Here is a 21,349-nt window from a genome sequence, read left to right as displayed (position 1 = left end):
TGTATTAAGTCGGGTGGCGGCTACGCCTTACCCGACCTACTCGCTCCATGTAGGCCCGGTAAGCGTAGCGCCACCGGGCAATAAAAAACCCGCCACTGGCGGGTTTTTTATCACTTCTTCGCGGCTGCTTTTCGCCGCTTGTCCAAATCCTTAATCAGCCTGTTCACCCCGTCATCAGCAAACATCTTCTCAAGCGTTGTGGACAGCTTGCGACGCCAGTTCTTGTACTGATAGCTGGTGCCCGGGATGTTCACCGGCTCCGCCATATCAATCCAGTCTTCCGGCTGCAGGCCCAGCAGGGCGCTGTTGCTGTCAGCAATATAGCGCTGCAAGCCACGGTTAAGCGTGGAGGTCATCGACATCAACGACGCCTTATGTCCGGCGCGCTTCGGCAGACAGCCCTGCTTGTGCAGCGCATCCAGCAACCCCTGTTTAGAAAGCTCGCGATCCTGATACAGGCCGCGCAGAACCTCTTCATCAGGATACAGCCCAAGCGTTTTGCCGAGCGTCAGATCGCCGCTTTCCCAATAGCCACGAAGCGTAGGAAGGTCATGCGTCGTCGCGACTGCCATTGACTGTTCAGGGTACGCTTTCGGCGCGCGGAAGGTTTTCTCATGGTCGTTTTCAAAATAGAGCACTTTATAGGAGTAGACGCCGCTGTCGCGGAGCTTGCTGACAATTTCCACCGGCACGGTACCGAGATCTTCACCGATCACCATGCACTGGTGACGCTTACTTTCCAGCGCCAGGATCGACAGCAGATCGTCAACCGGGTACTGCACGTACGCCCCGTGATCCGCCGTTTCACCGTACGGGATCCACCACAGGCGCAGCACGGACATCACGTGGTCGATACGCAGCGCGCCGCAGTTCTGCATGTTGGCGCGCAGCAGGTCGATAAACGGCTCGTAGGCGCGCGCCGCCATCACGTGCGGATCCATCGGCGGCAATCCCCAGTTCTGACCGAGCGGGCCAAGGATATCCGGTGGCGCACCGACGGAGGCTTTCAGACAGTAAAGCTCACGGTCGCACCAGGTTTCCGCGCCGCCTTCCGCCACGCCGACGGCGAGGTCACGATACAGGCCGATGGGCATCTTATAGCCCTGGCTCACCTGCCAGCAGGCGGCAAACTGGCTGTACGCCAGCCACTGTAGCCACAGGTAGAAGTCCACTTCATCGGCATATTTTTCACAGAACGCTTTCACTTCAGGTGTGTCGATGGACTGATACGCGTCAGGCCAGACCGGCCAGCCCCAGCGCATTTCGTCCTCTTTTACCTGATACGCGTGCAGCGCATCAAACGCCGCCTGCCAGTACAGACTCTCGCCCTCCTGCGTCACAAACTGGCGGAACGCGGCCATCTGCTCGTCATCGCGCTTCGCAAAACCTTTCCATGCCAGACGCAGCGCGGCCATTTTCAGCGCCGTGACGGTGGAATAGTCCACCCAGTCTGCGTCCCGCGCCTGCTTCAGCGCCTGCTGCGTGGTGCTGAGGTTCCACCACGCCTGCGCTTCTTTGCTGTTTTTGAAGTCATCTAACGCGTTAACGTCGATGTAAATCACGTTCAGCCAGCGACGGGACGACGGGCTATACGGGCTGGCGCTTTCCGGGTTGGCCGGATAGAGCGCGTGGATCGGGTTGAGGCCGATAAACGCGCCGCCGCGCTCGCCCACATCCACCAGCATCTTTTTCAGATCGCCAAAATCACCGATGCCCCAGTTGCTGTCGGAACGCAGCGTATAGAGCTGCACGCAGGCGCCCCACAGCTTTTTACCTTCGAGCAGAGCCTGCGGCTCGTAGCAGCGTTTTGGCGCGACGATCACCCGGCAGTGGAAACGCAGATCGTCCTGGGTGAGCGTTAGGGTGTGATAGCCCTCCGGCAGCTTCGCCGGAAGGTTAAGCGTTTTGCCACCGGTTGCGTGGCCTTTGTGCTGATGCCCCTCTTCGGTGGTGAGCAGCCAGCTAAACTCGCCGCGCCCCTCCACCGCCAGCGGCATCTTTTTGCCTGCGGTGAATACCTTCACGTTAGGCACCGGTGCAACCGACGCTTTCGCGTCGGCTTTGTGCATGGCGTCCAGCAAACGTCTTTTGGTGTCGGCGCCAATAGACTGCGGTTTGCCGTGAGCATTAATGTAACTGAGGCTGATCCCCGCCGCCTGCGCGGCGCTGTCCAGACGTTTACTCTCCATCGCGCTTCCTTAGCGTTTTGCCTGCCAGATACGGGCCTGATAATCACGGATCGAGCGGTCAGAGCTGAACATGCCGCAGCGGGCGGTGTTCAGGATGCACGCGCGGGTCCACGCTTCCTGGTCGCGATACAGCACGTCGACCTGCTTTTGCGCTTCAACGTAGGCCGTGAAGTCCGCCATCACCAGATACGGGTCACCGCCGTGTTTGTCCATGCTGCGCAGCATCTGGTCAAACGCGTGCTTGTCGCCGTCGCTGTATTTGCCGCTTTCCAGCTCTTTCAGCACCGCATCCAGCACTTTGTCTTTCTTACGCCATTTCACCGGGTCATAGCCTTTGGCTTTGATGGCTTTCACCTCTTCCACGGTATGGCCGAAGATGAAGATATTCTCTTCACCGACCTTCTCGGCGATTTCGACGTTTGCTCCATCGAGCGTACCGACGGTCAGCGCGCCGTTCAGCGCCAGCTTCATGTTGCCGGTACCGGACGCCTCTTTCCCTGCGGTTGAGATCTGCTCGGAGATATCCGCCGCCGGGATCAGCATTTCAGCCGCCGAGACGCAGTAATCCGGCAGGAACACGACCTTCAGCTTGTCGCCCACTTTCGGATCGCTGTTGATCGCCGCCGCCACTTTATTAATGGCAAGGATAATGTTTTTCGCCAGGTAGTAGCCCGGCGCCGCTTTCGCACCGAACAGGAACACGCGCGGCACGCGGTCAGCCTGCGGGTTCTCGCGGATCTCTTTGTACAGCGCCAGAATGTGCAGCAGGTTCAGGTGCTGACGTTTGTACTCGTGCAGGCGTTTGATCTGGATATCGAAAATGGCGTTCGGGTTGATCTCAATCCCGGTACGTACTTTCACGAACTCCGCCAGGCGAACTTTGTTCTCCAGCTTGATCGCGCGGTACTGCTCGCGGAACTTCGCGTCGTCAGCCTGTTTTTCCAGGTTGATGAGCTGGTCCAGATCGTTGGCCCACTCTTTCTTCAGGGTCTTGTCCAGCAGGCCAGCCAGCAGCGGGTTGCACTGCTTGATCCAGCGACGCGGCGTGATGCCGTTGGTCACGTTGTGGAATTTGGTCGGCCACAGCTGGTGGTATTCCGGGAACAGATCTTTGACCACCAGATCCGAGTGCAGCGCGGCCACGCCGTTCACCGCAAAGCCGCTGACTACGCACATGTTCGCCATGCGCACCTGCTTGTCGTGAACCACTGCCAGCTTCGCCCAGACCGTTTTGTTACCCGGCCAGGTTTTATCCACCAGGGTTTTAAACTGGTCGTTAATCTTGTTGATGATCTGCATGTGGCGCGGCAGCAGCGTTTTCACCAGCTTCTCATCCCAGCACTCGAGCGCTTCTGGCATCAGGGTGTGGTTGGTGTAGGCAAAGGTACGGCTGGTGATGGCCCATGCGTCGTCCCAGCTCAGCTGATGTTCATCGATCAGCACGCGCAGCAGTTCCGGGATGGCAATGGTCGGGTGCGTATCGTTGAGCTGAATCACCTCGAAGTCCGGCAACTGCGCCAGCTTGCGGCCCGCCAGGTGATGGCGACGCAGGATGTCCGCCACGGAGCAGGCGCACTGGAAGTACTGCTGCATCAGGCGCAGCTTTTTACCCGCCAGGTGGTTGTCGTTCGGGTAGAGGACTTTGGTCAGCTTCTCGGCGTCGATGCCCTGCTGCTCGGCGCGCAGGAAATCGCCGTCGTTAAATTTGGTCAGGTTAAACGGATGCGCGTGCTTCGCCTGCCACAGACGCAGCGGCTGCGCCACGCCGTTACGGTAGCCGAGCACCGGCAGATCCCAGGCTTCACCGGTAATGGTGAACGCCGGTTCCCAGTGCCCCTGCTTAGTGACTTTCCCGCCAATGCCGACCTGCACATCCAGCTGCGCGTTGTGGCGGAACCACGGATAGGTGTTGCGATGCCAGTCGTCCGGCGCTTCCATCTGATGCCCGTCGGCAAACGACTGACGGAACAGGCCGTACTGATAGTTCAGACCGTAGCCGATCGCCGACTGGCCGACGGTCGCCATAGAGTCCAGGAAACAGGCCGCCAGTCGACCCAGACCGCCGTTGCCCAGCGCCGGGTCAGTCTCTTCTTCCAGCAGGTCGGTCAGGTTAATGTCGTGTTCTTTCAGCACATCGCCGACGTCCTGATACCAGCCGAGGTTCAGCAGGTTGTTGCCCGTCAGACGGCCAATCAGGAATTCCATCGAGATATAGTTCACGTGGCGCTGGCCTTTAACAGGCTTCGCCACCGGTTGAGCATCCAGTTGCTCTGCGAGCGCACCGCTCACCGCCTGCCACCACTGGTGAGGCGTCATTTCGTTTGCAGCACGAAGGCCAAAACGCTGCCACTGACGCGTCAGGGCAGCCTGGAATTGAGCTTTGTTGAAAGTAGGCTGTGACATAGGGAATTGGCATCCTGTAGAAAGAAAACACATGTTGGCGCTAGTGTGCCTGGCTCATTCCGCCTCTTCCTCCTCCTGTGGGGGATTAGACAGGGAGGAGTAGCGGGGATGAGCATAAAAGTGTGATCGAGGCCACTCTGTGAGTGTGCACGGTGGGAGAAAAGATATCCTGGAAGAGTGTCAAAAAAATGAAATGCAGTTTCGTAAGAAATTATTCCTCGTGGAAATGATTACTTACGTACAATAATATTTCTGCAATCGGGTAATAACTAAGGAGATTATTTATCTCCCTTAACTTTACCACAAGTATATTAAATTTAGCGTCACTATCCCTTTCTGAAACCAGTTTCAGCGCAGCCACAACACAGCCATACAAGCCAGCATTGACGGGGCGTCAAAGACCTTTCCAGAAAGTTCCATCATCTGCCTGAATGTTTTGTGACAGAGTGCAAATTCAGAGCCACCAAATCCAGACATAACTTGCAATAGTTAACTTATTGGCCGACCTTATATCCATTAATTACGAAGCGCAAAAAAAATAAAAACTCTCGTTCCCCACAGTGAAGTGAAACCTATGTTGATTCCGTCTAAATTAAGTCGCCCGGTTCGTCTTGACCATACAGTGGTCCGCGAGCGTCTGTTGGCTAAACTTTCCGGCGCGCATAATTTCCGACTGGCGCTGGTTACGAGCCCTGCTGGCTATGGAAAAACAACGCTCATTTCGCAATGGGCCGCAGGTAAAAGCGATCTTGGCTGGTACTCCCTCGACGAGGGTGATAACCAGCAGGAGCGTTTCGCAAGCTATCTGATTGCCGCCATCCAACAGGCCACCAATGGGCATTGTGTCGCCAGTGAGGTGATGGTGCAAAAGCGCCAGTACGCCAGCCTGTCGTCCCTTTTCTCACAGCTGTTTATCGAACTGGCCGAATGGCATCGCCCGCTTTACGTGGTAATTGATGACTATCATCTGATCACAAACCCGGTGATCCACGAGTCAATGCGCTTCTTCCTGCGCCATCAGCCGGAAAACCTGACCTTAGTTGTCCTGTCGCGTAACCTGCCGCAGCTGGGTATCGCCAACCTGCGCGTGCGCGATCAGCTTCTCGAAGTGGGCAGCCAGCAGCTGGCATTCACCCATCAGGAAGCAAAACAGTTCTTTGACTGCCGCCTGACCTCACCGATTGAGGCCGCCGAAAGCAGCCGCCTGTGTGATGATGTCGCGGGCTGGGCAACGGCGCTGCAGCTTATCGCGCTCTCTGCCCGGCAAAACAACAGTCCGGCGCATCAGTCTGCGCGGCGTCTGGCCGGTATTAACGCCAGCCACCTTTCTGATTATCTGGTGGATGAGGTGCTGGACAGCGTCGATCCCTCCACCCGTAATTTCCTGCTGAAAAGCTCCCTGCTGCGTTCCATGAACGACGCGCTGATTGTGCGCGTCACCGGCTGTGAGAACGGCCAGCTGCAGCTTGAAGAGATTGAACGTCAGGGGCTGTTCCTGACGCGCATGGACGATCCCGGCGAGTGGTTTAGCTATCACCCGCTGTTTGGCAGCTTCCTGCGCCAGCGCTGCCAGTGGGAGCTTGCCGTCGAGTTGCCGGAAATCCACCGCGCCGCTGCCGAAAGCTGGATGGCACAAGGCTTCCCGAGCGAGGCCATCCATCACGCGCTGGCCGCCGGTGACGCCAGCATGCTGCGCGATATCCTTCTCAACCATGCATGGGGCCTGTTCAACCACAGCGAACTGACGCTGCTTGAAGAGTCGTTAAAAGCGCTGCCGTGGGAAAGCCTGCTGGAAAACCCGCGTCTGGTGCTGCTGCAGGCCTGGCTGATGCAGAGCCAGCATCGCTACAGCGAAGTGAACACTCTGCTGGCGCGCGCCGAGCAGGAGATGGAAAGCGAAATGGATACCACCCTGCACGGCGAGTTTAACGCGCTGCGCGCTCAGGTGGCGATCAACGACGGTGACCCGGAAGAGGCAGAACGCCTGGCGATGGTCGCGCTGGACGAGCTGCCGCTGGCTAACTTCTACAGCCGCATCGTTGCGACCTCGGTGCACGGCGAAGTGCTGCACTGCAAGGGCGACCTCACCCGTTCGCTTTCACTGATGCAGCAAACGGAACAGATGGCGCGTCGCCACGATGTCTGGCACTACGCGCTGTGGAGCCTGATCCAGCAAAGCGAGATTTTATTTGCGCAGGGGTTCCTGCAGGCCGCCTGGGAAAACCAGGAAAAAGCGTTCCAGCTGATTCGTGAACAGCATCTGGAACAGCTGCCGATGCACGAGTTCCTGTTGCGTATTCGCGCTCAGCTGCTGTGGGCGTGGGCGCGTCTGGACGAGGCCGAAAGCTGTGCCCGTCAGGGTGTAGACGTACTCTCCAGCTTCCAGCCTCAGCAGCAGCTGCAATGTCTGGCGCTTCTGGTCCAGTGTTCGCTGGCGCGTGGGGATCTGGATAATGCCCGCAACCACCTTAACCGCCTGGAAAACCTGCTCGGCAACGGTCAGTATCACAGCGACTGGGTGTCGAATGCCGATAAGGTCCGGGTGATTTACTGGCAGATGATTGGCGATAAAAAGTCCGCCGCCAACTGGCTGCGTCAGACGCCGAAACCGGAATTTGCCAACAACCACTTCCTGCAAAGCCAGTGGCGGAACATTGCCCGCGCGCAGATCCTGCTGGGTGAGTTTGAACCGGCTGAGATCGTGCTGGAAGAGCTAAACGAAAACGCACGCAGCCTGCGGCTGATGAGCGACCTGAACCGCAACCTGCTGCTGCTGAACCAGCTCTACTGGCAGGCCGGGCGTAAAAATGACGCCCAGCGCGTGCTGCTGGAAGCCCTACAGCTGGCTAACCGCACCGGGTTTGTCAGCCACTTTGTTATTGAAGGTGAAGTCATGGCGCAGCAGTTGCGCCAGCTTATTCAGCTCAATACGCTGCCGGAACTGGATCAGCATCGCGCCCAGCGTATTCTGCGCGAAATTAACCAGCACCATCGCCATAAGTTCGCCCATTTCGATGAGAACTTTGTAGAACGCCTGCTGAACCACCCGGAAGTCCCGGAACTTATCCGCACCAGCCCGCTCACCCAGCGTGAATGGCAGGTTCTCGGGCTGATCTATTCCGGCTACAGCAATGAGCAGATTGCCGGTGAGCTGGCGGTCGCGGCGACCACCATCAAAACGCATATTCGCAATCTGTATCAGAAGCTGGGCGTGGCGCACCGTCAGGATGCGGTGCAGCATGCGCAGCAATTGTTGAAGATGATGGGATACGGCGTGTAATTCATTGCCCGGCGGCGCTACGCTTGCACGGGCCTACGGGTTTTGTCGGTCGGGTAAGCGCAGCGCCACCCGACACAACCGTTAGCACAGTTCCAGCTGCAAATTATTATCTTTAATCACCTGCATCACGCCCGCTGGCGGCATCACGTCGGTATAGACCGCATCCACCATGCTGATGCTGCCCATGTTCACCATCGCGTTACGGCCAAACTTGGAGTGATCCACCACCAGCATCACGTGGCGTGAGTTTTCAATAATTGCGCGCTTGGTGCGCACCTCGTGATAATCAAACTCCAGCAGCGAGCCGTCACTGTCGATGCCGCTGATCCCCAGAATGCCGAAGTCGAGGCGGAACTGGGAGATAAAATCGAGCGTCGCTTCGCCGATAATCCCGCCGTCGCGGCTGCGCAGCTCGCCGCCCGCGAGGATGATGCGGAAATCGTCTTTCTGCATCAGGGTATTGGCCACGTTAAGGTTATTGGTGACCACGCGCAGGTTCTCGTGATCCAGCAGCGCATGGGCCACCGCTTCCGGCGTGGTGCCGATATCAATAAACAGCGTCGCCCCGTTCGGGATCTGGCTTGCCACTTTACGGGCAATACGCTCTTTCTCTGCCGTTTGCGTCGCTTTACGGTCGTGCCAGGAGGTATTCACCGAACTGGACGGCAGCGCCGCCCCGCCGTGGTGGCGCAGAATGCGGTTCTGATCGGCCAGGTCGTTCAGGTCACGACGGATGGTTTGTGGGCTGACGGCGAACTGCTCTACCAGCTCTTCGGTGCTGACGTATCCCTGTTTTTTAACCAGTTCGATAATGGCGTCATGACGTTGTGTTTGTTTCATCAATTATCCCTGAGAATTATGTTCGTTTTCGCGCATGGAGCGTGTCGGCGAAGGCCATCGCCAGCCCCACGGCCAGCCCGGTGACGTGCGCACCGTTGGCGATAGACATACCAAACAGATCAAACCATCCGGCAATTAGCCATATTAACGCAAAGGTTATCAATCCGCGTTGCAGATAGATGCCGCTTTCAGGGTCGCGCTCGCCTCTGAGCCAGACATAGCCCATCAGGGCGTACACCACGCCAGACAATCCGCCGAACCACGGGCCGCTGAATTTGTGCTGCACATAGCCGCTCAGCAGGGCGCTAATAATGGTGATAACGATCAGCTTGCCGCTGCCGAGCCGCTTCTCCACGATACCGCCGAGATACCACCACCACAGCAGGTTAAAGAGGATGTGCATCACCGAGAAGTGCATCAGCGCGTGGGTAAAGTAGCGCCAGACGTCAAACTGCAGCGACGGATCGTACGGCCACGCCAGGGCAATCATCACGCTCTGGTCGCCCGCCACGTTCATAATGATGAAGACGATAATGCAGGCCGCCATCAGCAGCAGCGTGAACGGCCCTGCGCGTTCGCGGATGGTGGCAAGGAAAGGAAAACGGCTGTAGTGCAACCCGCTGCCGGTGTGGCCGGACTGCCAGCTTGCCGCCAGATAGCGCGGATCGCCAGGGTTCTCAAGAAAACGCGCCAGCTCTTCATTTACGCGCGCGGCCTGGCTCTCGTCGGCCAGCCAGACGTCGGTCTGGTTATGTTGCTGAATAGTCAGGATAACGCCCTGCGTCGCCATATAGTCGACAAACGCCTGGGCGACGCGCGGGTTGGTAAAGGAGGTAATCATCAACATGGGCGGCGGTCGCTTATTTCCACACAAAAGGGGACAGTATAGCGGGATCAGCGCTCAAAAGCGTATTCCACTTCTGCCGGGAAATGACGATGCCAGGCATCGAAGCCGCCGTCGACGCTGTATACCGCGTCGTAGCCCTGCTGAAGCAGATACTGCGCCGCGCCTTTGCTGCTGTTGCCGTGGTAGCACATCACCATGACCGGCGTCTCGAAGTCGTTATCGCGCATAAACGCGCCCAGCGTGTCGTTGGTGAGATGGAACGCGCCCGGCGTGTGGCCCATCGCAAAGCTTTGCGGATCGCGGATGTCCACCAGCACCGCTTTTCCCTGGTGCATCTTCTGGTGGGCTTCTTCTACGTTAATACATTCAAACTGATCCATGGTGTTCTCATCTTATATTCGGGTGTGGTGCGTTTTCCCCTCACCCTACCCTCTCCCTGAGGGATAGGGAAACGGATCCCCCTCTCCCCATGGGAGAGGGCTGGGGTGAGGGCATCAGACCGCACTATTTTACCCCGTAGTGTACGTCCTGGCGGCGGGTAAACGCCATTATGTTATCCATATCACTCTAAATTGTTTTTTTGATGTTACCAAAAGCGCGTTCCTTTGCTATTATGAGCGATATCGAACATTTCTGAGCTTTAACGAAAGTGCGTGAGGGTGTTATGGAAACCAAAGATCTGATTGTGATAGGCGGTGGCATCAACGGTGCCGGTATTGCGGTCGATGCCGCAGGACGCGGTTTATCCGTACTGATGCTGGAAGCTAACGATCTCGCCTGCGCGACCTCGTCCGCCAGCTCCAAACTGATTCACGGTGGCCTGCGCTACCTGGAACACTACGAATTCCGCCTGGTTAGCGAAGCCCTGGCCGAACGCGAAGTGCTGCTAAAAATGGCCCCGCATCTGGCTATTCCGATGCGCTTCCGCCTGCCCCATCGCCCGCACCTGCGCCCGGCGTGGATGATCCGAATTGGTCTGTTTATGTACGATCACCTGGGTAAACGCACCAGCCTGCCGGGTTCGAACGGTTTGCGTTTTGGCTCAGAATCGGTCCTTAAGCCTGAAATCGTGCGCGGTTTCGAATATTCCGACTGCTGGGTGGACGATGCGCGTCTGGTGCTGGCGAATGCGCAGATGGTGGAGAAAAAAGGCGGCGAGGTGAAAACCCGCACCCGCGCCACCGCCGCGCGTCGTGAAAACGGCCTGTGGATTGTGGAAGCGGAAGACGTGGATACTGGCGAGAAGTTCAGCTGGAAAGCGCGCGGTCTGGTGAACGCCACCGGCCCGTGGGTGAAGCAGTTCTTCGATGACGGCATGCACCTGCCTTCTCCGTACGGCATCCGCCTGATCAAGGGCAGCCACATTGTGGTGCCGCGCGTGCATACCCAGAAGCAAGCCTACATTCTGCAGAACGAAGATAAACGCATCGTGTTTGTCATCCCGTGGATGGACGAGTTCTCGATCATCGGTACAACCGACGTGGAGTACAAAGGCGATCCGAAAAACGTCGAGATCGACGAGAGCGAAGTGAACTACCTGCTGAAAGTGTATAACGCGCACTTTAAGAAGCAGCTGGCGCGCGATGACGTGGTCTGGACCTACTCCGGCGTGCGTCCGCTGTGCGATGACGAGTCTGACTCTCCGCAGGCCATCACCCGCGACTATACGCTCGATATTCACGACGTTGACGGTCAGGCGCCGCTGCTTTCCGTGTTTGGCGGCAAGCTGACCACCTACCGCAAGCTGGCCGAGCACGCGCTGGAAAAACTGGCGCCGTATTACAAAGGCATTGGCCCGGCATGGACTAAAGGCGCGGTCCTGCCCGGCGGTGATATCGGCGATAACCGCGATGATTATGCCGCCAAGCTGCGCCGTCGCTTCCCGTTCATTACCGAAGGCATGGCGCGCCACTATGCCCGCACCTACGGTAGCAACACCGAGCTGTTCCTGGGTGACGCGAAAACGCTAGCGGATCTGGGCGAGCATTTCGGCCACGAGTTGTACGAAGCCGAGTTGCGTTACCTGGTCGAGCACGAGTGGGTTCGCCGCCTGGATGATGCCATCTGGCGTCGTACCAAAGAAGGGATGTGGCTCAACGCCGAGCAGCAGTCTCGCGTGGCGCAGTGGCTGCAGCAGCATGCGGGAAAGCGTGAATTGTCACTCGCGTCGTAATACGATCGGTGCGGGCTGATGCCCTCACCCTGACCCTCTCCCACAGGGAGAGGGAACAAACACTAAAAACGGCAACCGAGGTTGCCGTTTTGCTTTTATAACCGCACCGGATCAATATGCCAGATCGTCTCGGCATACTCCTTGATGGTCCTGTCAGACGAGAAATACCCCATATTGGCGATGTTATGCATCGCGGCGCTGGTCCACTTCTCCTGCTGACGATACAGCTCGTCCACCCGGTCCTGGCAGTCCACGTAGCTGCGATAATCCGCCAGCACCTGATAGTGGTCGCCAAAGTTAATCAGCGAATCCACCAGATCGCGATAGCGGCCCGGTTCGTCGGGGCTGAACACGCCGGTCGCGATCTGCGTCAGAACCTGACGTAGCTCTTCATCCCCTTCATAGAACTCACGCGGCGAGTAACCTTTCCTGCGCAGCGCCTCCACCTCTTCCGTGGTGTTACCGAAGATGAAGATATTCTCTTCCCCCACATGCTCCAGCATCTCGACGTTCGCGCCGTCCAGCGTGCCGATGGTCAGCGCGCCGTTCAGGGCAAACTTCATGTTACTGGTGCCGGACGCTTCCGTCCCCGCCGTGGAAATCTGCTCTGAGAGATCCGCCGCCGGGATGATCAACTGCGCCAGGCTCACGCTGTAGTTAGGGATGAACACCACCTTCAGCTTGTCGCCGATGTCCGGATCGGTGTTCACCACCTTCGCCACGTCGTTGATCAGGTGGATGATGTGCTTCGCCATGTAATAGGCGGAGGCCGCCTTACCGGCAAAGATTTTCACGCGCGGCACCCAGTCGGCCGTCGGGTCGGCCTTGATACGGTTGTAGTGCGTGATCACATGCAGCACGTTCATCAGCTGGCGTTTGTACTCATGGATACGCTTGATCTGCACGTCAAACAGCGCTTTCGGGTTCGCCACCACGTTGAGGTGCATCGCCAGCCAGACCGCCAGACGCTTTTTGTTCAGCAGCTTGGCTTCGCGCACGGCCTTATTTACCGTCGGGAAATCAATGTGCTGCTCCAGCTCGCTCAGCTGGCTCAAATCGGTGCGCCAGGTGCGGCCGATATTCTCGTCCAGCACGTCAGACAGCGGCGGGTTCGCCAGCGCCAGCCAGCGGCGCGGCGTGACGCCGTTGGTGACATTACAGAAGCGCGTCGGGAAGATCTTCGCGAAGTCTGCAAACAGGGACTGCACCATCAGGTTTGAGTGGAGTTCAGACACCCCGTTCACCTTGTGGCTGATCACCACCGCCAGCCAGGCCATACGCACGCGACGGCCGTTGGATTCATCAATAATCGAGGCTCGGCTCAGCAGGCCGGTATCGTTCGGATACTGCTCCTGCAGCGTCTTGAGGAAATAGTCGTTGATCTCAAAGATAATCTGCAGATGGCGCGGCAGGATTTTGCCGAGCATATCCACCGGCCATGTTTCCAGCGCTTCGCTCATCAGCGTGTGGTTAGTGTAGGAGAACACCTGGCACGTCACCTCAAACGCGTCGTCCCAGCTGAACTTATGCTCGTCGATCAGCAGGCGCATCAGCTCAGGAATGGAGAGCACCGGGTGGGTGTCGTTAAGGTGAATCGCCGTTTTCTCCGCCAGGTTGGCGTAGGTTTTGTGCAGCTGATGGTGGCGACTGAGGATGTCCTGAATCGTCGCGGAGACGAGGAAATACTCCTGACGCAGGCGCAGCTCGCGGCCGGAATAGGTGGAGTCATCCGGGTACAGGACGCGGGAGACGTTCTCAGAGTGGTTTTTATCTTCCACCGCCGCAAAGTAATCGCCCTGGTTAAATTTACCGAGGTTGATCTCGCTACTGGCCTGGGCGTTCCACAGGCGCAGCGTGTTGGTGGCGTCGGTGTCGTAGCCGGGGATGATCTGATCATAGGCCACGGCGAGGATCTCTTCAGTTTCTACCCAGCGGGACTTTTTTCCTTCCTGCTGGATACGCCCGCCAAAGCGCACTTTGTAGCGCGTATTGTGGCGCTTAAACTCCCACGGGTTGCCGTATTCCAGCCAGTAGTCCGGGGACTCTTTCTGACGGCCATCGACGATGTTCTGTTTGAACATGCCGTAGTCGTAGCGAATACCGTAGCCGCGGCCCGGCAGCGCCAGCGTCGCCAGCGAGTCGAGGAAGCAGGCGGCGAGACGTCCCAGACCGCCGTTGCCGAGGCCGGGGTCGTTCTCTTCGTCGATCAGCTCTTCTAAATCCAGCCCCATCTCTTCCAGAGCGGTTTTCACGTCGTCATAAATACCGAGCGACAGCAGCGCGTTGGAGAGGGTGCGACCAATCAAAAATTCCATCGACAGGTAGTAAACCTGACGCGTTTCCTGCGAGAGCTGGGCGCGGTTGGAGCGCAGCCAGCGTTCAACTAAACGGTCACGCACCGCAAACAGGGTGGCGTTCAGCCACTCGTGCTTGTTGGCGATAACCGGATCTTTCCCGATGGTGAACATCAGCTTGTAGGCGATGGAGTGCTTTAACGCCTCAACGCTGAGCGTGGGTGAAGAGTAGCTAAATGGAGCATTCATATCAGTAACTTCGCCTCGTTACATCAAGCGTTGATAAAGGTCGCGGTAGGACTGCGCCGCGACGTGCCAGCTAAAGTCCATGGACATCGCCTGACGTTGTACGTAACGCCACAGCGATGGACGGGACCACAAGACGAAAGCACGCCGAATCGCGCGAAGCAGCGACCAGGCATTACTGTCCTCAAAAACAAAGCCGCTGGCGATACCGTCCGCCAGGTTTTCCAGAGAGCTGTCGGACACCGTATCCGCCAGCCCACCCGTGCGGCGTACCAGCGGCAGCGTGCCGTATTTCAGGCCGTAGAGCTGCGTCAGGCCGCAGGGTTCAAAGCGGCTCGGCACCAGAATGACGTCCGCCCCGCCCATGATGCGGTGCGAGAACGCTTCGTGGTAACCAATCTGCACGCCCACCTGCCCCGGATGTTCCGCGGCGGCAGCAAGGAAACCTTCCTGCAACACCGGGTCGCCCGCGCCAAGCAGAGCCAGCTGGCCGCCCTGCTCCAGTAATCCCGGTAGCGCTTCGAGCACCAAATCCAGCCCTTTCTGGCTGGTCAGGCGGCTCACCACGGCGAACAGCGGCACTTTGTCGTTCACCTTCAGCCCCATCGCGATTTGCAGCTGGCGTTTGTTTTCGGCTTTGTCTTCCACCGAATCGCGGCCATAGCGCGCAGCCAAAAGGAGATCGGTATCCGGGCTCCAGATCTTTTCATCCACGCCGTTCAGAATGCCCGACAGACGGCCTTCACGGTGGCGCTGTTGTAACAGCCCTTCCAGACCGTAGCCAAACTCTGGCTGGGTGATTTCACGCGCGTAGGTTGGGCTCACTGCCGTGATGTGATCGGCGTAGTACAGCCCCGCCTTCAGGAACGAGATCTGCCCTTTAAACTCCAGACCGTGCATGTTATAGAACGACCATGGCAGATCGATGTCATTCATATGATGGGCATAGTACATGCCCTGATACGCCAGGTTGTGCACCGTAAAGACCGATTTGGCCGGATGACCTTTCGCCGCCAGATACGCAGGCGCCAGGCCAGCATGCCAGTCGTGCGCGTGTACCACATCCGGTCGCCAGAACGGATCCAGCCCAACGGCCATCTCCGCCCCCACCCAACCGAGCAGCGCAAAGCGCAGCACGTTGTCGGTATAGGCGAACAGGTTCGTATCGTGATACGGACTGCCCGGTCGGTCGTATAGGTGCGGCGCGTCGATCAGGTAAATCCCTACGCCATTGTAATGTCCAAACAGCAGGGTGATGCGTCCGGCGAAGGTTTCACGGCGGGTAACCACTTTTGCATCAGGAATACCACGCCGGATATCCGGGAAGGCGGGCAACAGGACTCGGGTATCCACCCCACCGGCGATCTGCGCCGCCGGTAATGCGCCAAGAACGTCCGCCAGCCCGCCCGTCTTCAGCAACGGGAACATCTCAGAACATACGTGTAAAACCTGCATCATCGCTCCTGTTTGATTTGCAGCTTCCGCAACATTTCCCGTGTGACTAACACGATCCCCTCTTCAGAACGGTAGAAGCGACGCGCATCTTCTTCCGCGTTTTCACCAATCACCATCCCCTCAGGGATGACGCAGGCACGGTCGATCACGCAACGGCGAAGACGACACGAGCGCCCTACCCAGACATCCGGCAGCAGGACTGCCGAGTCGATATTACAGAATGAATTCACGCGCACGCGGGGGAACAGCACGGACTGCACCACCACGGAGCCGGAGATAATGCACCCGCCGGATACCAGCGAGTTCAGCGTCATGCCGTGGCTGCCGGAACGGTCCTGCACGAACTTCGCGGGCGGCAGCGATTCCATGTGGGTGCGAATCGGCCAGTTCTGGTCGTACATATCCAGTTCAGGCGTCACGGACGCCAGGTCGAGGTTCGCTTTCCAGTAGGCTTCCAGCGTACCGACGTCGCGCCAGTAAGGTTCCGCATTCGGGTCTGACTGCACGCAGGAGAGCGGGAAAGGATGTGCATACGCCATGCCAGCTTTAGTGATTTTCGGGATGATGTCTTTACCGAAGTCGTGGCTGGAGCTTTCGTCTTTGTCGTCTTCTTCGAGCAGCTCATAAAGGTATTCTGCATCAAAGATATAGATCCCCATGCTGGCGAGCGATTTGGTGTCATCTCCCGGCATGGTCGGCGGGTTCGCCGGTTTTTCAACAAAGTCGATAATCTTGTCGTCGGCATCCACGTGCATCACGCCAAACGCCGTCGCCTCAGCAACGGGCACCGGCAGACACGCCACGGTGCAGCGCGCCCCTTTTTCGACGTGGTCGATGAGCATGTGGGAGTAGTCTTGCTTGTAGATGTGGTCGCCCGCGAGGATGACGATGTATTCCGCGCTGTAGCGGCGAATGATGTCGAGGTTCTGGGTCACCGCATCCGCCGTGCCGCGATACCAGTTTTCCCCGTGAACGCGCTGCTGAGCAGGAAGGAGATCGACAAACTCGTTCATCTCTTCGCTGAAGAATGACCAGCCGCGCTGGATGTGCTGCACCAGCGTGTGCGACTGATACTGAGTAATGACGCCAATGCGGCGAATGCCTGAGTTCAGGCAGTTGGAGAGCGCAAAGTCGATGATGCGGAACTTACCACCAAAGTGAACGGCCGGTTTGGCGCGCTTGATGGTCAAATCTTTCAGACGGGTACCACGCCCGCCCGCGAGTATCAGGGCAACCGTTTTTAATGGTAGCTGGCGCGCCAACATTAAGGGATCGTTCTTCTCTAATCTAACCATGACTAACTCCTTTTTTATCATCTTTGGAATACGCACACTCCGTGCGCAGGCCCGTGCCAGACAGCCATAACAACCGGATTATCCGCTCCGGCAAAGGGGGGAACGGCTCGCCACTCCCCGTCAGGTAAAACAATCTCTGCGACGTCATCCGTCGCGTTCAGCGTGACCAGCCACTTATCCGACAGCAGGATTTGCAGACAGGTTATGCCGTGTTGCCACTCTTGCGCGCTCAGCGGTTGCGCGTCTTTGTTCAGCCAGCGAACGTTGCCGTCGCCCTCTTCCCACCAGCTGTCGGCGGTCAGCGCCGGGATTTGCTGGCGAAGGTGGATTAGCGCCGCGGTGAAATGGGTTAACCCGCTGTTCGCTTCTTCCCAGTCGAGCCAGGTTAAGGTGTTATCCTGGCAATAGGCGTTGTTGTTGCCGTGCTGGCTGTGACCGTGCTCGTCGCCCGCCAGCAGCATCGGCGTACCCTGCGACAGTAAAAGCGTCGTCAGCAGCGCATGAACGCTGGTGCGTCGCCGCTCGATCACATCCAGACTTCCGCCTAACCCTTCTATACCATGGTTAAAGCTATGGTTATTGTTAGTCCCATCGCGATTCTCCTCACCGTTTGCCTCATTGTGTTTCTGATTGAAACAAACGCAGTCGCGAAGCGTGAAGCCGTCGTGCGCCGTCACCAGGTTAACGGTGGCCGACGGACGTTTGCCGTCGCGCTTAAAGAGATCGCTGGAACCGGCAAAACGTCCTGCGAATTCGCCCAACGACAGATCGCGCGCCAGCCAGAAGCGGCGGATGGCGTCGCGGTAATGATCGTTCCACTCGGCAAACAGCGGCGGGAAATTTCCCACCTGATAGCCGCCCTCACCGATGTCCCACGGCTCGGCAATCAGCTTCACCTGCGACAACACCGGGCAATTTTTGATTGCCTGAAACAGCGGTGCCTGCTGGCTGAACGCCGGCGTGCGACCCATAACGGGGGCCAGGTCGAAACGAAAACCGTCGACGTGGAAGGTTTCCACCCAATATTTCAGGCACTCATACGCATAGTGCGTCACCGCCGGATGGCTGAGATTGAGCGTGTTACCGCAGCCGGTCCAGTTGGCGTAATCGCCATCGTCCCTGATCCAATAATAGCTACGGTTATCAATTCCGCGCTGCGAGAGCGTCGGGCCATCGAGATCGCTTTCGGCACTGTGGTTGAGCACCACGTCCAGAATGACCTCAATGCCCGCTGCGTGGAGTGCCTTCACCGCATCGCGGAATTCGTCCCGGGCTTTTTCAGGATGGGCGGCATAGCGGGGTTCAAGGGCGAACATCGCCAGCGGGTTGTAACCCCAGTAGTTGCTCAGCCCAAGGCGCTGTAACCGCGGCTCGCTGGCGAAATGCGCCACGGGCAGCAGCTCCAGCGCGGTGATCCCTAAGTGCTTCAGGTAGGCAACCATGGTCGGATGCCCGAGCGCTTTATAGGTGCCGCGCATCTCTTTGGGGATCGACGGGTGCAGATACGTCAGCCCCTTCACATGCGCTTCGTAAATGACGGTATTGCCCCACGGCGTGCGCGGCGGGGCATCGTCTTCCCAGTCGTAGAGGTCGTTCACCACCACGCTTTTTGGCGCGAGCGGCGCGCTGTCGCGGTGGTCGGGCTCGCCGTAGCCGACGTGGAATATCGGGTCGTCTTTAAACTCGCCGTCCACCCGGTGCGCACAGGGGTCAATCAACAGCTTCGCCGGGTTAAACCAGTGTCCCTGTGAAGGCTCCCATGCGCCGTGAACGCGAAAACCGTAGTGCATTCCCGGACGCCCGCCGGACAGGTAACCGTGCCAGATATCCCCCGTGCGGGACGGTAAATCGTAACGGTGCTCGTTACCTTCCCCGTCAAACACACAGAGTTCTACCCGCTCCGCGTGCGCGGAAAAGAGCGTGAAGTTCACGCCCTTCCCGTCAAAGCGCGCCCCGAGCGGTTCGGGATTACCTGCCGTAAGCTGCGTCATTCCCCCTCCCGCACCAGCCAGATGGTGCTAAGCGGCGGCAGCGTCAGGCTCAGGGAATTAGGGCGCCCGTGGCTTTCGAGTGCGTCGCTCTGCACCAGACCGCCGTTACCCGCGTTGCTGCCGTGATAATGCATGGAATCGGTGTTCAGTATTTCGCGCCATTTCCCCGCCTGGTTAATGCCGAAGCGGTAATGTTCGCGCGGCACCGGCGTAAAGTTGCTGGCAACGATAATTTCATTGCCTGCTTTATCACGGCGCACATAGATAAATACCGAACGTTCACGATCGTCCACCACCAGCCACTCGAAGCCGTACGGGTCAAAATCCAGCTCGTGCAGCGCTTTGTGGTGGCGATAGGTCAGGTTCAGGTCACGCACCAGACGCTGTACGCCGTGGTGCCAGTTGTCACCGCCTTCCAGCAGGTGCCAGTCGAGGCTGGAATCGTGGTTCCACTCGCGGCCCTGCGCGAATTCGTTGCCCATAAACAGCAGTTTCTTGCCCGGGAAGGCGAACATCCAGCCGTAGTAAGCGCGCAGGTTGGCAAACTTCTGCCACGCGTCGCCCGGCATGCGGTCAAGAATGGATTTTTTGCCGTGCACCACTTCATCGTGCGACAGCGGCAGCATGAAGTTTTCGGTGTAGTTGTAGAGCAGCCCGAAGGTGAGCTTGTCGTGGTGATACTGGCGGTGAACCGGGTCGAGCTTCATGTAGTCGAGCGTGTCGTGCATCCAGCCCAGGTTCCACTTGTACCAGAAGCCCAGACCGCCCATTGACGGAGGGCGAGAGACGCCGGGGAAGTCGGTGGACTCTTCCGCCATCGTTACCGCGCCTTCCACCTGCTCGCCGAGAATGCGGTTGGTGCTGCGCAGGAACTCAATGGCTTCCAGATTTTCACGGCCGCCATACTCGTTCGGGATCCACTCCCCCTCTTTGCGGCTGTAGTCGCGGTAGATCATCGACGCCACCGCATCGACGCGCAGGGCATCAATACCGAAGCGCTCGATCCAGTACAGCGCGTTGCCCACCAGGTAGTTTGTCACTTCACGGCGGCCGTAGTTGTAGATCAGCGTGTTCCAGTCCTGGTGATAGCCTTCGCGCGGGTCGCTGTGCTCGTACAGCTTCGTGCCGTCAAATTCCGACAAACTGAAATCATCAGACGGGAAGTGGCCGGGCACCCAGTCGAGGATCACGTTCAGCCCGGCGGCATGGGCGGCATTGATGAAATAGCGGAAATCATCGCGCGTGCCGAAGCGACGCGTTGGCGCATACAGCCCGGTAGGCTGGTAGCCCCAGCTTCCGTCGAACGGATGTTCGTTAACCGGCAGCAGCTCAAGGTGAGTAAAGCCCATCCATTTGGCGTACGGCACCAGCTGATCGGCCAGCTCGCGGTAGCTGAGCCAGAAGTTGTTATCGGTGTGGCGACGCCAGGAGCCGAGGTGGACCTCATAGACGGAGATTGGCGCGTCGAAGCGGTTGGCCTGCTTGCGTTCTTCCGTCTGGACGACCTTCTCCGGCAGCCCGCAAATCAGCGACGCGGTATCCGGGCGCATCTGCGCTTCAAAGGCATACGGGTCGGCCTTAATGCGCAGCTTGCCGTTGGCATCGATCATCTCAAACTTATAGAGCTGGCCGTTTTGCGCGCCGGGGATAAACAGCTCCCAGATGCCGGTTTCACGGCGCAGGCGCATCGGATGACGACGACCGTCCCAATAGTTGAACTGCCCGACAACGGAGACCCGCTGGGCATTCGGAGCCCATACGGAAAAGCGCGTGCCGGTGATCCCGTCCATGGTATCGGCATGCGCGCCCAGCGTTTCATAGGGCCGCAGGTGAGTCCCTTCGGACAACAGCCAGGCGTCCATCTCTTTCAGGAGCGGGCCGAAGCTGTAAGGGTCGTCAATCAGGTTCTGCTGGCCGTGCCAGATGACGGCAAGCTGATAGCGAAAAGGGTTTTTACGACGGGGCATCACGCCCGAGAAGAAGCCGCGAGAATCGAGGCATTCCAGATTGCCGACCTTGCGGCCGGTTTTGGGCTCAATCACCCAAACTTCTGTGGCATCCGGCAACAGCGCCCGAACTTCCAGTCCAGCCTCCGTTCGGTGCATCCCAAGCACAGAAAAGGGGTCAGCAAAATGACCCGTAATAAGCGCATTAATCACGTCTCTATCCACACGATCGGACATGGTATTCATCCTGTTTTTTATGTCGTCCTTTTTACGCGCTCCGGGACGACTTTTAATGTGACCTGAACGGGACAGCACAAATATGTGCATCCTTTCTGCTCCGTTCGAACCTCAGGTAAGAAATGACTCTTCCTTAAAGCATAGCCAACGCTC

At 58.1% G+C, this 21,349-nt stretch carries 12 protein-coding genes; 2 read left to right on the top strand and 10 right to left on the bottom strand.

Annotation, left to right across the window (positions count from 1 at the left end; all coding sequences use genetic code 11):
• Positions 1-110: 110 nt before the first annotated feature.
• Together malQ and malP are read right to left on the bottom strand one after the other, a co-directional pair.
• On the bottom strand, positions 111-2,189 hold the full coding sequence (malQ, locus tag K5E19_RS15850; protein WP_221552052.1) for a 4-alpha-glucanotransferase: 2,079 nt from the start codon (positions 2,187-2,189) through the stop codon (positions 111-113).
• Between the two features lie 9 nt (positions 2,190-2,198).
• The gene (malP, locus tag K5E19_RS15845) at positions 2,199-4,592 is read right to left on the bottom strand and encodes a maltodextrin phosphorylase (protein ID WP_221552051.1); all 2,394 of its coding nucleotides are present in this window, start codon (positions 4,590-4,592) and stop codon (positions 2,199-2,201) included.
• Between the two features lie 574 nt (positions 4,593-5,166).
• Here malP and malT point away from each other — a divergent pair.
• Complete coding sequence (gene malT / locus K5E19_RS15840) at positions 5,167-7,872, top strand: HTH-type transcriptional regulator MalT (RefSeq protein ID WP_221552050.1); 2,706 nt, start codon at positions 5,167-5,169, stop codon at positions 7,870-7,872.
• Positions 7,873-7,953: 81 nt separating this feature from the next.
• Here malT and K5E19_RS15835 read toward each other — a convergent pair whose 3' ends face one another.
• The 3 genes from K5E19_RS15835 to glpE are packed head-to-tail and all read right to left on the bottom strand — an operon-like array spanning position 7,954 to position 9,939.
• Positions 7,954-8,712 carry a DeoR/GlpR family transcriptional regulator gene (locus K5E19_RS15835; protein WP_008503060.1) on the bottom strand — a complete coding sequence of 253 codons (759 nt, stop codon included), beginning with the start codon at positions 8,710-8,712 and terminating at the stop codon, positions 7,954-7,956.
• A 16-nt stretch (positions 8,713-8,728) separates the two neighbouring features.
• Positions 8,729-9,559: a rhomboid family intramembrane serine protease GlpG gene (gene glpG, locus K5E19_RS15830; RefSeq protein WP_108417707.1), complete on the bottom strand. Its 831-nt coding sequence runs from the start codon at positions 9,557-9,559 to the stop codon at positions 8,729-8,731.
• Between the two features lie 47 nt (positions 9,560-9,606).
• The gene (gene glpE, locus K5E19_RS15825) at positions 9,607-9,939 is read right to left on the bottom strand and encodes a thiosulfate sulfurtransferase GlpE (RefSeq protein ID WP_006177908.1); all 333 of its coding nucleotides are present in this window, start codon (positions 9,937-9,939) and stop codon (positions 9,607-9,609) included.
• A 284-nt stretch (positions 9,940-10,223) separates the two neighbouring features.
• On the opposite strand from glpE, the gene glpD reads away from it, so the two are divergent.
• Complete coding sequence (gene glpD, locus K5E19_RS15820) at positions 10,224-11,732, top strand: glycerol-3-phosphate dehydrogenase (protein ID WP_221552049.1); 1,509 nt, start codon at positions 10,224-10,226, stop codon at positions 11,730-11,732.
• 95 nt (positions 11,733-11,827) lie between these two features.
• Here the strand turns inward: glpD and glgP are convergent, their stop codons facing one another.
• The 5 genes from glgP to glgB are packed head-to-tail and all read right to left on the bottom strand — an operon-like array spanning position 11,828 to position 21,196.
• Positions 11,828-14,275: a glycogen phosphorylase gene (gene glgP / locus K5E19_RS15815; protein WP_221552047.1), complete on the bottom strand. Its 2,448-nt coding sequence runs from the start codon at positions 14,273-14,275 to the stop codon at positions 11,828-11,830.
• An 18-nt stretch (positions 14,276-14,293) separates the two neighbouring features.
• On the bottom strand, positions 14,294-15,727 hold the full coding sequence (gene glgA, locus K5E19_RS15810) for a glycogen synthase GlgA (protein ID WP_221552127.1): 1,434 nt from the start codon (positions 15,725-15,727) through the stop codon (positions 14,294-14,296).
• Positions 15,727-17,022, bottom strand: a complete 1,296-nt coding sequence (glgC, locus tag K5E19_RS15805; RefSeq protein ID WP_221552045.1) for a glucose-1-phosphate adenylyltransferase — start codon at positions 17,020-17,022, stop codon at positions 15,727-15,729. The genes glgA and glgC overlap by 1 nt, the downstream gene beginning before the upstream one ends.
• A gap of 17 nt (positions 17,023-17,039) precedes the next feature.
• Positions 17,040-19,013, bottom strand: a complete 1,974-nt coding sequence (gene glgX, locus K5E19_RS15800) for a glycogen debranching protein GlgX (RefSeq protein ID WP_221552044.1) — start codon at positions 19,011-19,013, stop codon at positions 17,040-17,042.
• On the bottom strand, positions 19,010-21,196 hold the full coding sequence (gene glgB / locus K5E19_RS15795) for a 1,4-alpha-glucan branching enzyme (RefSeq protein ID WP_221552042.1): 2,187 nt from the start codon (positions 21,194-21,196) through the stop codon (positions 19,010-19,012). Before glgB ends, glgX begins: the two co-directional genes overlap by 4 nt.
• Positions 21,197-21,349 lie beyond the last annotated feature (153 nt).

It is taken from the genome of Enterobacter sp. RIT637 (assembly GCF_019718755.1).
GTDB lineage: Bacteria > Pseudomonadota > Gammaproteobacteria > Enterobacterales > Enterobacteriaceae > Enterobacter.
The sequence above is the reverse complement of the archived record's forward strand: the minus strand, read 5'-3'. Positions and strand labels throughout refer to the sequence as shown.

Excerpts from the sequence above, each read along its gene's own strand:
- malQ (WP_221552052.1), bottom strand. The coding sequence starts at position 2,189 with ATGGAGAGTAAACGTCTGGACAGCGCCGCGCAGGCGGCGGGGATCAGC.
- malP (WP_221552051.1), bottom strand. The coding sequence starts at position 4,592 with ATGTCACAGCCTACTTTCAACAAAGCTCAATTCCAGGCTGCCCTGACG.
- malT (WP_221552050.1), top strand. The coding sequence starts at position 5,167 with ATGTTGATTCCGTCTAAATTAAGTCGCCCGGTTCGTCTTGACCATACA.
- K5E19_RS15835 (WP_008503060.1), bottom strand. The coding sequence starts at position 8,712 with ATGAAACAAACACAACGTCATGACGCCATTATCGAACTGGTTAAAAAA.
- glpG (WP_108417707.1), bottom strand. The coding sequence starts at position 9,559 with ATGTTGATGATTACCTCCTTTACCAACCCGCGCGTCGCCCAGGCGTTT.
- glpE (WP_006177908.1), bottom strand. The coding sequence starts at position 9,939 with ATGGATCAGTTTGAATGTATTAACGTAGAAGAAGCCCACCAGAAGATG.
- glpD (WP_221552049.1), top strand. The coding sequence starts at position 10,224 with ATGGAAACCAAAGATCTGATTGTGATAGGCGGTGGCATCAACGGTGCC.
- glgP (WP_221552047.1), bottom strand. The coding sequence starts at position 14,275 with ATGAATGCTCCATTTAGCTACTCTTCACCCACGCTCAGCGTTGAGGCG.
- glgA (WP_221552127.1), bottom strand. The coding sequence starts at position 15,727 with ATGCAGGTTTTACACGTATGTTCTGAGATGTTCCCGTTGCTGAAGACG.
- glgC (WP_221552045.1), bottom strand. The coding sequence starts at position 17,022 with ATGGTTAGATTAGAGAAGAACGATCCCTTAATGTTGGCGCGCCAGCTA.
- glgX (WP_221552044.1), bottom strand. The coding sequence starts at position 19,013 with ATGACGCAGCTTACGGCAGGTAATCCCGAACCGCTCGGGGCGCGCTTT.
- glgB (WP_221552042.1), bottom strand. The coding sequence starts at position 21,196 with ATGTCCGATCGTGTGGATAGAGACGTGATTAATGCGCTTATTACGGGT.